The organism is Streptomyces sp. BL1, assembly GCF_057628045.1.
The window spans coordinates 2,866,647-2,882,892 of the sequence record NZ_JBXYWZ010000002.1; the positions used below are offsets into that span (position 1 = coordinate 2,866,647).

General features: G+C 69.3%; 14 protein-coding genes. All 14 read right to left on the bottom strand.

Features of this window, described 5'->3' with window-relative positions; translation table 11 throughout:
* Positions 1-71: 71 nt before the first annotated feature.
* Entirely contained in the window at positions 72-866 is a 795-nt protein-coding gene (gene atpB, locus AC3AGO_RS12535; RefSeq protein WP_487824631.1) for a F0F1 ATP synthase subunit A, read from the bottom strand.
* A 255-nt stretch (positions 867-1,121) separates the two neighbouring features.
* A complete protein-coding gene (locus tag AC3AGO_RS12540; RefSeq protein WP_487820254.1) occupies positions 1,122-1,562 on the bottom strand; it encodes a Cg1360 family ATP-synthase-associated protein in 441 nt (146 codons plus the stop codon).
* A gap of 232 nt (positions 1,563-1,794) precedes the next feature.
* Positions 1,795-3,126, bottom strand: a complete 1,332-nt coding sequence (locus AC3AGO_RS12545; protein WP_487820255.1) for an MraY family glycosyltransferase — start codon at positions 3,124-3,126, stop codon at positions 1,795-1,797.
* A 104-nt stretch (positions 3,127-3,230) separates the two neighbouring features.
* Complete coding sequence (locus AC3AGO_RS12550; protein ID WP_487820256.1) at positions 3,231-3,932, bottom strand: arsenate reductase/protein-tyrosine-phosphatase family protein; 702 nt, start codon at positions 3,930-3,932, stop codon at positions 3,231-3,233.
* A gap of 46 nt (positions 3,933-3,978) precedes the next feature.
* Positions 3,979-4,626: an L-threonylcarbamoyladenylate synthase gene (locus AC3AGO_RS12555; protein WP_487820257.1), complete on the bottom strand. Its 648-nt coding sequence runs from the start codon at positions 4,624-4,626 to the stop codon at positions 3,979-3,981.
* Positions 4,626-5,471, bottom strand: a complete 846-nt coding sequence (gene prmC / locus AC3AGO_RS12560) for a peptide chain release factor N(5)-glutamine methyltransferase (RefSeq protein WP_487820258.1) — start codon at positions 5,469-5,471, stop codon at positions 4,626-4,628. Before prmC ends, AC3AGO_RS12555 begins: the two co-directional genes overlap by 1 nt.
* Positions 5,472-5,516: 45 nt before the next feature.
* Entirely contained in the window at positions 5,517-6,584 is a 1,068-nt protein-coding gene (gene prfA / locus AC3AGO_RS12565) for a peptide chain release factor 1 (protein ID WP_487820259.1), read from the bottom strand.
* 127 nt (positions 6,585-6,711) lie between these two features.
* Positions 6,712-6,936 carry a 50S ribosomal protein L31 gene (gene rpmE, locus AC3AGO_RS12570; RefSeq protein ID WP_487820260.1) on the bottom strand — a complete coding sequence of 75 codons (225 nt, stop codon included), beginning with the start codon at positions 6,934-6,936 and terminating at the stop codon, positions 6,712-6,714.
* Between the two features lie 137 nt (positions 6,937-7,073).
* The gene (locus AC3AGO_RS12575) at positions 7,074-8,201 is read right to left on the bottom strand and encodes an LCP family protein (protein WP_487820261.1); all 1,128 of its coding nucleotides are present in this window, start codon (positions 8,199-8,201) and stop codon (positions 7,074-7,076) included.
* Positions 8,202-8,532: 331 nt separating this feature from the next.
* Entirely contained in the window at positions 8,533-10,641 is a 2,109-nt protein-coding gene (gene rho / locus AC3AGO_RS12580) for a transcription termination factor Rho (RefSeq protein ID WP_487820262.1), read from the bottom strand.
* Positions 10,642-11,051: 410 nt separating this feature from the next.
* Complete coding sequence (gene thrB / locus AC3AGO_RS12585; RefSeq protein WP_487820263.1) at positions 11,052-12,041, bottom strand: homoserine kinase; 990 nt, start codon at positions 12,039-12,041, stop codon at positions 11,052-11,054.
* A 284-nt stretch (positions 12,042-12,325) separates the two neighbouring features.
* Positions 12,326-13,399, bottom strand: coding sequence for a threonine synthase (gene thrC / locus AC3AGO_RS12590; RefSeq protein WP_487824632.1), 1,074 nt, complete (start codon positions 13,397-13,399; stop codon positions 12,326-12,328).
* A 45-nt stretch (positions 13,400-13,444) separates the two neighbouring features.
* The gene (locus tag AC3AGO_RS12595) at positions 13,445-14,740 is read right to left on the bottom strand and encodes a homoserine dehydrogenase (protein WP_487820264.1); all 1,296 of its coding nucleotides are present in this window, start codon (positions 14,738-14,740) and stop codon (positions 13,445-13,447) included.
* Positions 14,741-14,834: 94 nt separating this feature from the next.
* Positions 14,835-16,226, bottom strand: a complete 1,392-nt coding sequence (gene lysA / locus AC3AGO_RS12600) for a diaminopimelate decarboxylase (RefSeq protein ID WP_487820265.1) — start codon at positions 16,224-16,226, stop codon at positions 14,835-14,837.
* Between the last annotated feature and the right edge of the window lie 20 nt (positions 16,227-16,246).

Here is a 16,246-nt window from a genome sequence, read left to right on the forward strand (position 1 = left end):
TTCTTCCTTCTGTTTCACGGACCGGTGGGGGTTGGCCACCGGACAACTGAGGGGGGCTTGGCGGGGCTTGCTCAGTGGTTCTCGGCGAGCGCGCCCTGGATGTAGTTACAGGTCAGCAGGACGAACACGTACGCCTGGATGGCCTGGATGAAGAGCTCGAAGGCCACCATCACGATCGTCATCACGAACGAGACACCGGCGTAGGCGATGCCGATCCCGTTGAACAGGTACCAGCTGGCGATGGTGAACATCACGATCAGCAGGTGGCCGGCGAACATGTTGGCGAAGAGCCGCACCGCGTGCGTGAAGGGCCGCACGAGCAGGTTCGAGAAGAACTCGATACCCATGGCGAGCGGCAGCACCGGACCGAGAGACTTGTCGTAGCCGGTGAAGTTCTTGAATGCGCCGACGAATCCGTGGCGCTTGAAAGTGATCGACACCCAGGTGATGTAGACGATCGCCGCCAGGCCGGCCGGATACGAAATGATCGAGGTGACCGGGAACTGCGCGAGCGGGATGACCGACCAGAGGTTCATCACCCAGACGAAGAAGAACAGCGAGACCGCCAGGGGGACGTACTTCTCGCCCTCCTTCTTGCCGATGGTCTCGTAAACGATCCCGCGGCGGACGAAGTCGTAGCCCGCTTCACCGATCATCTGGAGCTTGCCCGGAACCACCTTGGGCTTGGCGAAGGCCGCCCAGAAGAACCAGACGATGGCCACGGTGCCGATGGCAGCCAGCAGCATCGTCTTGTTGATCTCGATGGGGCCGAGCTCGAACATCGGCTTGAACAGGAACGAGTGGAGCCCTGGAGCCGGGAAGCCGCAACCGCTAAAGATGTGGCAATCGGTCTCGAAGGCGAGCATCTGGTCAGCACTCACCGCGAGCTCCTTCTGCGTGGCGCATGGAAACGGCTACCTCGATGTGTCGGCGCGGCGTACGACCGCGGGGCGGCACTGGACTTGGTCTACGGATGTGGCGGCGACTCGGAGAGGGGAGCTGCCCGTTCCGTCCCGTGGAACATCGGAGCTCGGCTACCTGCACCTGCTGCACCGCAGTTGGCAACGGACGATAGCAGTTGCTCGAACGAGCGCTTATCCCGCCCCTACGAGTACCGGGCGTCACGAATTGACCCCGCTGGTGGCGGACTTCCGCGCGTCACCACCGGACTCGGGCTCCACATACATGATCTTGGCCTTCATGTGCGCCCGTGCCTGCGAGGCGACCCAGACAAGGGTGGCGCCGAGCAGCGTGAACGCGAAGACCTGAGGATCGAAGAGAGTCGTGTTCTTGAACGCGATCAAGAACACGGCAAGCAGGAGGATCTGCGTCGTATAGAGCAGCAGACCCATCGCCTGGAAGAGATGAGGCAGGGACTTGGCAGTCCGCTGCAGCACATACAGCCCGATTCCCATGAAGACGATCACCACGACGGCGCCGGTCACGGCACCCAGGGCGCCTTTGCCGCCGATGACCACACCGGTCACGACCGCGGCCACGGCACCTGCCAGGGCGGTCGGGACGGCGCACTGCACCAGCATGCGGACGTCATTCGACTGCATGGGGGTTGCTCCGGAGAATCGGGGGCGTCTGTCGTCGTTGACGAGCGTATCCCCGGTATTGAGGGCATAGCTCACGCCGTTGGACCGCTACACCAGGGTCCATCGGCCTGTCACCGGGTTTCGTGAACGGTATCACAAACTATTTGATGAGGTCTTTACCTACATCGTGTGCTACCTGTCACACACACGAGTTGGGTTCGCCGTGTCTCGCTGACACGGCCCAACTTGTCTGTTATGGGCGCTTGTCGGGGGTGCGGCGTACGGCGAAGTGGTGACGGTCGCCGATGGCGGTGGCGCCGCTGAGGCCGGCCATCGCCGCCTCGCGTTCCCGCGCCGCCTCTTCCGACTCGCCCTCGTCCGGGGCTTGTTCGTCCGGCGCGGCGCCGTCCGCCTCCTCCGGCCTGCGGTACCGGGGCGGCACGAGGGCCTGTGCCCAGGGCGGCACCTGCGGCGTGAACCGCGGCAGCAGGAGCACCGCGAGGCCCACCGCGCTCAGCAGCACGATCGCCAGCACGATGGCGAGGCTCGAGGACTGGACGGAGAACGCGACCGCGCCGAAGGCGATCAGCGCCGACCAGAAGTACATGATGAGCACCGCGCGGCTGTGCGAGTGGCCGATCTCCAGCAGCCGGTGGTGGAGGTGCCCCTTGTCCGCGGCGAACGGCGACTGGCCCCGCCAAGTACGCCGCAGGATCGCGAGGAACAGGTCGGCGACCGGTACGGCGATGATGGTCAGCGGCAGCAGCAGCGGCATGTAGACCGGCACCATGGAGTGCACGGCGGAGCGCACCGAACCGGCGTGCTCCACCATCACGTCGGGGTCCACCTGGCCGGTGACGGACACGGCGCCGGCGGCGAGCACGAGGCCGATCAGCATCGACCCGGAGTCCCCCATGAAGATCCGCGCGGGGTGCATGTTGTGCGGCAGGAAGCCCAGGCACATGCCCATCAGCACGGCCGCGAACAGCGTTGCGGGGGCGGCCTCTTCGATGCCGTAGCCGTACCACATGCGGTACGCGTACATGAAGAACGCCACCGCGGCGATGCAGACCATGCCGGAGGCGAGGCCGTCCAGGCCGTCCACGAAGTTCACCGCGTTGATGGTGATCAGGACCATGGCGACGGTGAGCAGCGTGCCCTGCAGCGGCGTCAGCGCGACATTGCCCACGCCGGGGACGGGCAGCCACAGGATGGTGAGGCCCTGGAGCACCATCACACCCGCGGCGATCATCTGTCCGCCGAGCTTGACCAGAGCGTCGACGCCCCATTTGTCGTCGAGTACGCCGAGAAGCCAGATCAGTCCGGCCCCGGACAGCAGCGCTCGCGGTTCATCGGAACGAGTGAACAGCTCGCCGATGTTGGTCAGTTGGGAGGCGACCACGAGACCCGCGCACAGTCCGCCGAACATCGCGATGCCGCCCAGCCGGGGCGTCGGCTCGCGGTGTACGTCACGCGCGCGGATCTGCGGCATCGCGCCGGCCGCGATGGCGAACTTCCGCACGGGACCGGTCAGCAGATAAGTGACCGCCGCCGTGACGCACAACGTCAGCAGATATTCACGCACGGGCTCCCCAGGGGTCTAGCTGGATGGTCTCGGAGTGAAAGCGCAGGCCCACACCTTAGGACACCTGTGGGGTGCCGCTGGTTCTGCGTACCGGCCATATCCGCCTATGTGCGGTTGCCGCTCCTCGCGGGCACCCCGGTCAGGGCCGTGACGACGGGATCGAGCGCGCTGTCGATCTCGTCACCCACCGTGCGGAAGTACGGAATCGGCGCCCCGTACGGGTCGTGGATCTCGTCCGCCTCGGGGCTCGGCGCCAGCAGCCAGCCGCGCAGCGCGGCCGCAGCCTGCACCAGGGCGCGGGCCCGCTCCGCCACGCCCTCCGCGCTCTGCGGAGCCGGCAGCGTGGCGGCGTCTATGGCCCGCACCAGCCGGGTGAACTCCTTGAGCGTGAAGGTCCGCAGCCCGGCGGAGTGCCCCATCGATATGACCTGCGCACGGTGGTCCCGCGTCGCGGTGAGCACGAGGTCCGCGCGGATCACGTGCTCGTCCAGCAGCTCGCGGCCCCGGAAGCCGTCCGGGTCGGCGCCGTGCTCCGTCAGCACCTCGGCCGCGTGGTCCTCCATCGGCGCGCCCTCGTGGCCCCAGGTGCCCGCGCTCTCCACGAGGATGCCGCCGCTGCGTGCGTCCCCGAGCCTGCCCGCCAGGGCATGCCGCGTCAGCCGCTCGGTGATCGGCGAGCGGCATACGTTGCCGGTGGAGACGTGGAGGATGCGGAACGTACCGTCGGCGCCACTCGGTCCGAAACCGCTGTCGGCGCCGCTTATGCCGTAGGACTCCGCGGAACCACGCCCTTGGGGGGCGTTCACTGCGGACATCCTCCAGCCCGTTCGCGGCAGGTGGGCCCGGACCGGGTCACGAGGCCACCTCCAGGTCTGGCACGACCTTGCGCAGCTCCTCCGCGCTCAGCGCGCCCGCGCGCAGCAGCACCGGCACCTTCCCCGTCACATCGACGATGGAGGAGGGGACCGCGTCCGGGGTCGGGCCGCCGTCGAGGTAGACGGCGACGGAGTCGCCCAGCATGTCCTGCGCGGCGTCACAGTCCTGCGGAGCCGGGTGGCCCGTCAGGTTGGCCGAGGAGACCGCCATCGGACCGAACTCGGTGAGGAGTTCGATCGCGACGGGGTGCAGCGGCATCCGTACCGCGACGGTGCCGCTCGTCTCCCCCAAGTCCCAGGTCAGGGACGGCTGGTGGCGGGCGACGAGAGTCAGCGCGCCCGGCCAGAAGGCGTCCACCAGCTCCCAGGCCATCTCGGAGAAGTCGGTGACGAGGCCGTGCAGCGTGTTCGGGGAGCCGACGAGCACGGGCGACGGCATACCGCGCCCGCGCCCCTTGGCCTCCAGCAGATCACCGACGGCGTCCGCGCTGAACGCGTCCGCGCCGATGCCGTAGACCGTGTCGGTGGGCAGCACGACGAGTTCGCCGCGGCGCACCGCCGAAGCGGCCTCGCGCAGGCCGGTCTTGCGGTCGGTCGCGTCGGTGCAGTCGTAACGCCGTGCCATCACGGCACCTCCCTGCGTGCGGTGGCGAATCGGGGCCGGTTGTTGAGGTCGGGGTGGTCGGCGGCATCCGCCCAGCCACGGTCCTCCGTGAAGATCCAGGGCACCTGTCCGCCCTGGGTGTCGGCGTGTTCGACGACGACGACTCCGCCGGGGCGGAGCAGCCGGTGCGCCGTACGCTCCAGACCGCGGATGGTCTCCAGTCCGTCCTCCCCCGAGAACAGCGCGAGCTCCGGGTCGTGGTCGCGTGCCTCAGGTGCCACATACTCCCACTCGGTGAGCGGGATGTAGGGCGGGTTGGAGACGACGAGGTCGACATGGCCGTCGAGTTCGGGGAACGCGGAGAACGCGTCGCCCTGCTGGAGTTCGACGCGGGAGCCCTCGACGTTCTTGCGCGCCCAGCCGTACGCCCCCTCGTCCAGCTCGACCGCGTACACGCGGGAGCGCGGGACTTCCTGGGCGAGCGCGAGCGCGATGGCGCCGGAGCCCGTACACAGATCCACGATCAGCGGCTCGGCGACGTCCATCGCGCGGACGGCGTCTATGGCCCAGCCGACCACCGACTCGGTCTCCGGTCTGGGCACGAACACCCCCGGCCCGACCTGAAGTTCGAGGTAGCGGAAGAACGCCCGTCCGGTGATGTGCTGGAGCGGTTCGCGGGCCTCGCGGCGGGCCACGGCCTCCCAGTAGCGCGCGTCGAACTCGGCGTCGGAGACCCGGATCAGCTCACCGCGTTTCACGCCGTGCACGAACGCCGCCAGCTCCTCCGCGTCGAAGCGCGGTGAGGGTACACCGGCGTCGGCCAACCGCTGGGTGGCCTGTGCCACCTCGGCAAGCAGCACGTTCACGCGCGTCCTCTCAAGTCTTCCGGCGGATTCGGCGGTCGCCGCGACTTACGCCGCGGCCAGCTTGGCAGCGGAGTCGGCGTCGACGCACGCCTGGATCACCGGGTCGAGCTCGCCGTCGAGCACCTGGTCCAAGTTGTACGCCTTGAAGCCGACCCGGTGGTCGGAGATCCGGTTCTCCGGGAAGTTGTACGTGCGCACACGCTCGGACCTGTCCACCGTACGGACCTGGCTGCGGCGCGCGTCGGAGGCCTCCTTCTCGGCCTCCTCCTGCGCCGCGGCGAGCAGCCGGGCGCGCAGGATGCGCAGCGCCTGGTCCTTGTTCTGCAGCTGGCTCTTCTCGTTCTGGCAGGAGACGACGATGCCGGTCGGCTCGTGGGTGATGCGCACCGCGGAGTCGGTGGTGTTGACGGACTGGCCGCCGGGTCCCGAGGAGCGGTACACGTCGATCCGCAGGTCGTTGGCGTTGATCTCGACGTCGACGTCCTCGGCCTCGGGCAGCACCAGCACGCCCGCCGCGGAGGTGTGGATGCGGCCCTGCGACTCGGTGGCGGGCACCCGCTGGACGCGGTGCACGCCGCCCTCGTACTTCAGCCGCGCCCAGACGCCCTGGCCCGGCTCGGTCCTGCCCTTGGCCTTCACGGCGACCTGAACGTCCTTGTAGCCGCCCAGATCCGACTCGTTGGCCTCGAGGATCTCGGTCTTCCAGCCGAGCCGCTCCGCGTAGCGCAGATACATCCGCAGCAGATCGCCGGCGAACAGCGCGGACTCGTCGCCGCCCTCGCCGGCCTTGACCTCGAGGATGACGTCCTTCTCGTCGCTGGGGTCGCGGGGCACGAGGAGCAGCCGCAGCTTCTCCGTGAGCTCCTCGCGGCGCTCCTCCTGCTCCTTGATCTCCGCGGCGAACTCGGGTTCCTCGTCGGCCAGTTCACGGGCCGTGGCGATGTCCTCGCCGGTCTGCTTCCAGGCCTGGTACGTGGAGACGATCGGGGTGAGCTCGGCGTACCGCTTGTTCAGCCTGCGAGCACCCGCCTGATCGGCGTGGATCGCGGGGTCGGCGAGCTGCTTCTCCAGATCGGCGTGCTCACCGACCAGTTCCTCGACCGCCTCGAACATCAGCTTCGTCCCTCACGTGGGCAACGGACCGGATCGGGGACGACCCGGGTGAATCAGAGCATGCATGAAAAAGAGCGCCGGTCCGGCCGCCCCCGGAGGGCGACCGTGGACCGGCGCTCTTGAGCAGCTACTTCTTGGCGGCGCCGGGGCCCTTGCCGAAGCGGGCCTCGAAGCGGGCCACGCGGCCACCGGTGTCGAGGATCTTCTGCTTGCCGGTGTAGAAGGGGTGGCACGCCGAGCACACGTCGGCGCGGACCGAACCGCTGGCGATGGTGCTACGGGTCGTGAACTCGTTGCCACAGGTGCAGCTGACCTGGGTCTCCACGTACTCGGGGTGGATGTCGCGCTTCAAGGTGTCTCCTAGGTTCAAGAGGGCGCCGGGTCGGAGGACGGTTTGTCCGCCGTGAACCGGGGCCGACGGTCCAGTCTGCCACTTGGGACCGCACCCCCCAAAACCGGGGTCGGTCCCCTTTTGTTCCCGCGGCCTCGCTAGTTCACGACCCCGCCGATGTCCGTCTGGTCACCGGCCGAGTCCTCGGTGGCCGACTTCGGGATGGCGGTGTCGTTCCGGAGCGCCTTCCAGACCTGCTGGGTCTTCTGCTCCAGCGGCAGCACGCGGTTCGGGTTGTTCGGGTCGTACTCGACGGGCAGCGTCGTCATCTGGATGTCGTCGGACTTGATGCTCTTGAGCATCTGCGCCAGCCCGGCCAGGTCGTTGACCGAGTCCAGCTCGGAGTCCGTGGTGACGGTGGAGGTGGCGACGTCCGCGAGGTCGTACAGCTTCTTCGGGTTGCTGAACAGCCCGATGCTGTTGACCTGGTCCATCAGGGCCTTGACGAAGGCCTGCTGGAGCTGGATGCGGCCGAGGTCACTGCCGTCGCCGACGCCGTGCCGGGTACGGACCAGGCCGAGCGACTGCTCGCCGTCCAGCCGGTGGCTGCCGGGCCGCAGATCGAGATGGCTGTCCGGGTCCTGGATCGCCTTGTTGGTGGTGACCTTGACCCCGCCCAGCGTGTCGATCAGCTTCTTGAAGCCGGAGAAGTCCACCTCGACGTAGTGGTCCATGCGTACGCCGGACATCGACTCGACGGTCTTCACCGCGCAGGCCGGCCCGCCGACCTCGTAGGCCGTGTTGAACATCGCGTGCTGCGCGGGGACTTGGGTCTTGCTGCCGTCGTCCTTCTCGCACTTCGGCCGCTTGACCAGCGTGTCGCGCGGCACGGAGACGACGTTCGCCCTGTCGTGCTTCTCGTTTATGTGCACGATCATCGCGGTGTCGGAACGCTGGCCGCCGTCGTCGCTGCCGTACTTGGCGTTCGCGCCGGAGCGCGAGTCGGAGCCCAGGACGAGGATGTCCATCGAGCCGTTCGGTACGTCGGTCGGACGGTCGGTGCCGAGCTTCGAGTTGATGTCGACGCCGGAGATGTTGCCGTTGAGCTTGAAGTAGGCGACGCCGAGACCGCTTCCGCCCAGGACCACCACGGCTGCCAGCACCCATGCGGTGATCCGCAGGGCCCGCTGCCGGCGGGTACGGGGCTTGCGACGGCGGCCGCTCGGACGTATGCCGCGGCTGCGGCGGTCGGCCGCCTCCGGTCCGTCCATGCTCTCGTCCGCCATCTTCACTTCCTTCGGTACTGCTTCTGGCGTTTGTCACTGATGGGACGTTGTGTCCAGCCGAAGGGTTGCACAACGGGTTATCAGATCGCGGTAGCGACGACACCGGTACCGAAGTGTCGCAACGCCCCCTTTCGCCCCCTGTTACCTGGGACGACGTACCCCCGGAGGGTCCGTCGACACCGCCGTGCGGGGACTACGCCTTGTGGTCAAGCTCTCAGGCCACACGGCCCACTGCTGACACACGGCGAGGGCCGCCCCACCGTGAGTGGTGGGACGGCCCTCGATGCATGCGCCCTTCCGGGCTACTGCTGTACCGGAACGAGACCGACGGCTATTCGCCGCCGCCGTTGCCGGGCGTGGGAGTCGTCTTCTGGATCTGGAGCAGGAACTCCGCGTTGGACTTCGTCTGCTTCATCTTGTCCAGCAGCAGCTCGATCGCCTGCTGCTGGTCCAGGGCGTGCAGCACCCGGCGGAGCTTCCAGACGATCTGGAGCTCGTCGTTCGCCATCAGGATCTCTTCCTTGCGGGTGCCGGACGCGTCGACGTCCACCGCGGGGAAGATCCGCTTCTCGGCGAGCTTCCGGTCGAGCTTGAGCTCCGCGTTGCCGGTGCCCTTGAACTCCTCGAAGATCACCTCGTCCATGCGCGAGCCGGTCTCGACCAGCGCGGCGGCGAGGATCGTCAGGGAGCCGCCGTCCTCGATGTTCCGCGCGGCACCGAAGAACTTCTTCGGCGGGTACAGCGCGGTCGAGTCGACACCACCGGACAGGATCCGGCCGGAGGCCGGCGCCGCGAGGTTGTAGGCGCGGCCGAGGCGGGTGATGTTGTCCAGCAGCACGACCACGTCGTGGCCCAGCTCCACCAGCCGCTTCGCCCGCTCGATGGCGAGCTCCGCGATCGTGGTGTGGTCCTCGGCGGGACGGTCGAAGGTCGAGGAGATGACCTCGCCCTTGACCGAGCGCTGCATGTCGGTGACCTCTTCGGGCCGCTCGTCGACGAGGACGACCATGAGGTGGCACTCGGGGTTGTTCGTGGTGATGGAGTTCGCGATCGACTGCAGCACCATGGTCTTGCCCGCCTTCGGCGGGGCCACGATCAGACCACGCTGGCCCTTGCCGATCGGCGCGACCAGGTCGATGATCCGCGAGGTCAGGTGACCCGGGTCGGTCTCCAGGCGGAGCCGCTCCTGCGGGTACAGCGGCGTCAGCTTGTTGAACTCCGAGCGGGACTTGCCGCCCTCCGGCGTGGTGCCGTTGACGGAGTCCAGGCGGACCAGCGCGTTGAACTTCTCGCGGCGCTCACCGTCCCGCGGCTGGCGCACCGCGCCGGTGACGTGGTCGCCCTTGCGCAGCCCGTTCTTGCGGACCTGCGCCAGCGAGACGTACACGTCGTTCGGCCCGGGGAGGTAGCCCGACGTCCGCACGAACGCGTAGTTGTCGAGGATGTCGAGGATGCCCGCGACGGGGATCAGGACATCATCCTCGGCGATCTGCGGCTCGGCGACGTCGTCGCGGCCGCGCCGGCCCCGGCGGTCGCGGTAGCGTCCGCGCCGGCCGCGGCGGCCGCCGTCGAAGTCGTCGTCACGGTCGTCGCGGTTGCCGCGGTTGTCCCGGTCGCCGCCGCGGTTGTTGCCGCCGCCGCCCTGGTTGTCCCGGTCACCGCCGCGGTTGTTGCCGCCGCCGCCCTGGTTCTGGCCGCCACCGCCGCCGTCGTTCTTGTTCCGCTGCCGGTCCCGGTCGCGGTCGCGCTGCCGGTCCCGCTTCGACTGGCGGTCCTGCTGCTGCTTGCCGCCGTCCCGGCCGCCGTCGTTGTTGTTGCCGTTGCCCTGCTTGCCGCCGTCGCCCTTGGTGTCCTGCCGGCCCTCGGGCTTGCCCTCGGCGCTGTCGGCCGCGGCCTCGCCCTTGCCGGCGTTGCCGTTGCGGCGGCCGCGGCGCTCGCCCGCGGACTCGTCACCGGGCTGCCCGGGGATGTCGATCTGCTGCTGGGCCTCGCTGTCACCGGTGCGCGCCTTGGAGGTCGCGCGGCGCTTCGGCTTCTCCTCCTGCGCCTCGCCGGCTTCCGAACTCCCGGCGCCCTGGGCGCTCTTGGAGCTCTTTGCGGACTTGCTCTCCTTGCTCCCTGCATCCTTGCCCGCCGGAGCGTCGGAGGACTTGGACGCGGAGGAAGAGGAGGCCGAACCACCGGCCGCCTGCTTCTCCTTGATGACCTCGATCAGCTGGCTCTTGCGCATCCGCGCGGTGCCCTTGATGCCGAGGCCGGAAGCTACCTGCTGGAGTTCGGCCAAAACCATGCCCTCGAGCCCGGTGCCGGAGCGCCGACGCTTGGGCGCAGCACCGGAAGCAGGCGCGGCAGGAGCGTCCGTGGCGGGCGCGGCCGCATCGCCGGCGGAGTTACCCGCGGAATCGGCGTTCACGCCCATCAGATCGGTGGTGTCGCTCACGAAGGGTCCTTCCCTGGAGCGGACGTCGGCCTTTCTGGCTCGGCGACCGGTCGTGCTGTCCGGCTGCGGTCCTTCTGCTTGCGGACCTGACCGGGACGGTGGTCCCGCCTCGGCTTACGGCGGGGAGATCAATTCATGGCCAGCGTCAGATGCTTGTCGACTGTGCCCTCACGCTGATCCGGAGCGGACTCTCGGGTACTGCCTGTGGCCGTACTACGGCGAAGGCAGTGTGGAGGCTCCGGGGGAAGAGGTGGTCCCTGCTGGGTCAGAGCCCTGGGATCACGTCGCACCACACTCTAGGGACCATTGCGGAGTTGTGTCTCCGGTCCACGAGACTGCGCGTGCAGACTTGAGGTTAACACTACCGGGTCCAACAAACATTCCCCCTCTCCTGGACCGGTTACTGCTCTTCACTGCCCCGGACCGGCCTGAACGGCCTTTCCGGGAGGCGCTTCGGGTCCGTTGAGACCCGGTGTGGCCTCCGCGTTGAGCGGGAGCACGCACGCGCCCGCGGTGTCGAAGCCCAGCCTGTTGGCCGTCCATGCCTCCCCGGCGAGCCGGGAGACCTTCTCCGCCGCGCCGCCGTCCTCCGGAAGGGCGAGAACGGTGGGGCCCGCGCCGGAGATGACTGCGGGTACGCCGTCGGCGCGCAGCCGGCTCACCAGCTCCGTGCTCTCCGACATCGCGGGGGCGCGGTACTCCTGGTGCAGCCGGTCCTCTGTGGCGGCTAGCAGCAGCTCGGGGCGCCTGGTCAGGGCCTCTACGAGCAGGGCCGCGCGGCCCGCGTTGAAGGCCGCGTCGACGTGCGGGACGGTGCGCGGCAGCAGTCCGCGCGCCGTCTCCGTCAGCAGCGGCTTCGCGGGGACGAAGACCACCGGAACGACGGAACGCGCGGGATCCATCCTGATGGCCTGCGCGGCGCCGGCGTCCGTCCAGGCCAGCGTGAATCCGCCGTACAGACAGGCGGCGACGTTGTCGGGGTGGCCCTCGATCTCGGTGGCCAGCTCCAGCATCGCGGCGTCGTCGAGCTTGGCCTCGCCGCCCGTGGTGACGGCGCGGGCCGCCATGATGCCCGCGCAGATCGCGGCGGAGGAGGAGCCGAGACCGCGGCCGTGCGGAATGCGGTTGGCGCAGACGATCTCCAGGCCGCGCGGCTGCCCGCCGAGCAGCTCGAAGGCGGTCCGCAGAGAGCGCACGAGCAGGTGGCTCTCGTCGCGCGGCAGGGTGTCGGCGCCCTCGCCGGCGATGTCGATGTGCAGTCCGGAGTCGGCGACCCGGACGACGACGTCGTCGTAGAGGCCCAGCGCCAGACCCAGGGTGTCGAATCCGGGGCCGAGGTTGGCGCTGGTGGCGGGGACGCGCACTCTGACGGCGGCGGCGCGGAACGCGGGACCGGCCATCTCGCGATGACTCTCCTTGGTTTGGTTTGCGGCAACTCCCCTGCGGGCCGCGGCATATGCCGGACCGGCCGTCAGACCCGACGTACGTTCGCACGTACGTGGGGCCGGGGTGAATGCCAGCCTATCGAAGGAAGGTTCACTGGCGACATAGGGCGCACGGTAGGCGCACGACGCGTGTCGCAAGCCCCCGTGCGCTCCCTGTCGCATACGGAGTCGTATACGGGCCTGGTGCAGGGTCGCACACGGATCCGGTGCGGGGTGCCGCGCGGGCACCCCCGCACAGGTCAGGCGAGGCCGAGGCGCTCCGCGGCGGCGTCCGCGTCGACCGGGACGACGATGGGCTGCGGCGCGCCGGCCACGGCCCAGTCCGGGTCCTTGAGCCCGTTGCCGGTCACGGTGCACACCACGCGCTGGCCCGGGTCGAGCAGGCCCTGCTCGGCGGCCTGCAGCAGACCGGCGACCGAGGCGGCCGAGGCCGGCTCGACGAAGACGCCCTCACGGGACGCCAACAGCTTGTAGGCGCGCAGGATCTGACGGTCCGTGACCGAGTCGATGAGGCCGCCCGACTGGTCGCGCGCCTCCTCGGCGAGCGTCCAGGACGCGGGATTGCCAATGCGAATCGCGGTGGCGATGGTGGTCGGGTCCTTGACCGCCTCGCCGCGCACGATCGGCGCGGCGCCGGAGGCCTGGAAACCCCACATGCGCGGCGAACGGGTGGACGGACCGCTCTCCGCGTATTCGCGGTAGCCCTTCCAGTACGCGGTGATGTTGCCCGCGTTGCCGACCGGCAGCACGTGCACGTCGGGTGCCTCGCCGAGCATGTCGACGACCTCGAAAGCGGCGGTCTTCTGACCCTCGATGCGCACCGGGTTCACCGAATTCACCAGTGCGACGGGGTACTTCTCCGACAGACCGCGGGCCAGCGTGAGGCAGTCGTCGAAGTTGCCCTCCACCTGGAGGATCTTCGCGCCGTGCACCAGGGCCTGGCCCATCTTGCCGAGCGCGATCTTGCCCTGCGGCACCAGCACGGCGCTGACCATCCCGGCGCGCACCGCGTAGGCGGAGGCGGAGGCGGAAGTGTTGCCGGTGGAGGCGCAGATGACGGCCTGCGCGCCCTCCTCCTTCGCCCGGGTGATCGCCATCGTCATGCCGCGGTCCTTGAAGGAACCGGTCGGGTTGGCGCCCTCGACCTTCAAGTGGACGTCGCAGCCGGTCAGTTCGGAGAGCAGCTGGGCCGGTACGAGCGGCGTGCCGCCCTCCCGGAGTGTGACGGGCGTGGTGTCAGGGGCGACCGGGAGGCGGTCCCGGTACTCCTCGATGATGCCCCGCCACTGCCGGCTGGTGGCCGGTGCGGCCATGCCGCCCGGGCTGGATGACGGACTCTCCATGGTGGTCACTTTCCTCTATTCCCCTTCGACCCGCATGATGCTCGCGACGCCGCGTACGGTGTCCAGTTTCCGCAGTGCCTCGACGGTCGCGCTGAGCGCGGCGTCGGCGGCGCGGTGGGTGACGACGACGAGCCAGGCGTCGCCGTCCTTGCCCTGCTGGCGGACGGTGTCGATGGAGACCCCGTGCTCCGCGAAGACCGTGGCGACCTGGGCGAGAACCCCCGGCTTGTCGGCCACGTCCAGGCTGATGTGATAGCGCGTCACGACCTTGCCCATGGGCGAGACGGGCAGCTGCGTGTACGCCGACTCGCCGGGCCCCTTGGCCCCGTTGAGCTTGTTCCGGCAGGCGGCGACGAGGTCGCCGAGCACCGCGGAGGCGGTCGGCGCACCGCCGGCGCCGGGCCCGTAGAACATCAGCTGGCCGGCCGCGTCGGACTCGACGAACACGGCGTTGTAGGCCTCGCGGACACTCGCGAGCGGGTGGCTGAGCGGGATCATCGCCGGGTGCACGCGGGCGGTGACGGAGCGGCCGTCGGCGGCGCGCTCGCAGATCGCCAGCAGCTTCACGGTGCAGCCCATGCGCTTCGCGGAGGCGATGTCGGCCGCGGTCACCTCGGTCAGGCCCTCGCGGTACACGTCGTCGAGGCGCACCCGGGTGTGGAAGGCGATGCCGGCCAGGATCGCGGCCTTGGACGCCGCGTCGAAACCCTCGACGTCGGCTGTCGGGTCGGCCTCCGCGTAGCCGAGCGCGGTGGCCTCGTCGAGCGCCTCGCTGTAGCCGGCACCGGAGGAGTCCATCCTGTCGAGGATGAAGTTGGTGGTGCCGTTGACGATGCCGAGCACCCGGTTGACCTTGTCGCCCGCGAGGGATTCGCGGAGCGGCTTCACCAGCGGGATGGCGGCGGCGACGGCGGCCTCGTAGAAGAGGTCCACGCCGTGCTTCTCGGCCGCCTCGTGCAGGGTCGAACCGTCCTCGGCCAGCAGCGCCTTGTTGGCGGTGACCACGCTCGCGCCGTGCTCGAAGGCGCTGGTGATCAGCTTGCGGGACGGCTCGATGCCGCCGATGACCTCGACCACCACGTCGATGTCCTCGCGCTTGGCGAGCGCCTCGGCGTCGGTGGTGACGAGCGAAGGATCAATTCCCTCGCGCACCCGGTCGGGGCGGCGCACGGCGACCCCGGCCAGTTCGATCGGGGCACCGATGCGCGCGGCGAGGTCGTCCGCGTGCGTCGTCATGATGCGTGCCACCTCTGAGCCGACCACACCACAGCCCAGCAGCGCCACCTTGAGACTGGTGCGCGTACGCATCATTCGACCTCGCCTCTCGTCATTTCCGGTGCTCTTCAGTCTCACGTACGGGCCCGGAGAAACCACGCCCGGTCCAGTATGTGGACGACATATCTCGCTAGCCGACATCCAGACGCAGGAGATCCTCCTCCGTCTCACGCCGGACGATCACGCGCGCCTCCCCGCCGCGCACGGCGACGACCGGCGGGCGCAGCGCGTGGTTGTAATTGCTCGCCATGGAGCGGCAGTACGCACCGGTCGCGGGCACGGCCAGCAGATCGCCGGGCGCCAGGTCGCCGGGCAGGAAGGCGTCCCGTACGACGATGTCGCCGCTCTCGCAGTGCTTGCCGACCACCCGGGAGAGCATCGGCTCGGCGCTGGAGGCGCGGGACACCAGGGAGACGGTGTAGTCGGCGTCGTACAGCGCGGTGCGGATGTTGTCCGACATGCCGCCGTCCACGCTCACGTACGTCCGCAGGCCTGCCAATTCCTTGACGGTACCCACCTCGTAGAGCGTGAACGTCGTCGGGCCGGCGATCGCGCGGCCCGGCTCGACCGACAGCCGCGGCACGGCCAGCCCCGCGCTCTCGCACTCCCGCGTGACGATGTCGCCGAGCGACTTCGCGATCTCGTGCGGCTCGCGCGGGTCGTCCTCCGGCGTGTACGCGATGCCGAGTCCGCCGCCGAGGTCGATCTCCGGCAGCTCGACGTCGTGTTCGTCGCGCACCTCGCTGAGCAGCTGGACCACGCGGCGGGCCGAGACCTCGAAGCCGGCCATGTCGAAGATCTGCGAGCCGATGTGCGAGTGGATGCCGATGAGCTCCAGGCTGTCCAGCTTCAGCACACGGCGTACGGCCTCGGCCGCCTGCCCGTCGGCGAGCGCGAGGCCGAACTTCTGGTCCTCGTGCGCCGTCGCGATGAACTCGTGGGTGTGCGCCTCGACTCCGACCGTCACCCGGATCTGCACCCGCTGGCGCCTCCCGAGCCGCTCGGCGATGTGCGCGACGCGGACGATCTCCTGGAAGGAGTCGAGCACGATCCGGCCGACGCCGGTCTCGACCGCCCTGGTGATCTCTTCGGTGGTCTTGTTGTTGCCGTGCAGCGCGATGCGCTCGGGGGGCATGCCGGCGGCGAGCGCGGTGGCCAGTTCACCGCCGGAACAGACGTCGAGGTTCAGGCCCTCCTCGGTCAGCCAGCGCACGACGGCGCGGCTGAGGAAGGCCTTGCCCGCGTAGAACACGTCGGCGCCCTCGCCGAACGCCTCGCGCCACGCTCTGCACCGGGCGCGGAAATCGTCCTCGTCGAGGATGTACGCCGGCGTGCCGAACTCGTCGGCCAGGCGCTGCACATCGATCCCGCCGACGGTGACGGCACCCTCTTCGGTACGGGTCACGGTCTGCGCCCACACCTGCTCGTCGAGGGCGTTCAGGTCGGTGGGCGGAGCGGAGTAGTGCCCCTCGGGCAGGACGTCGGCGTGACGGGGCCCGGCGGGGTGGGCGGAACGGCTCATGGTGGTCTGGTGTCCCTTGC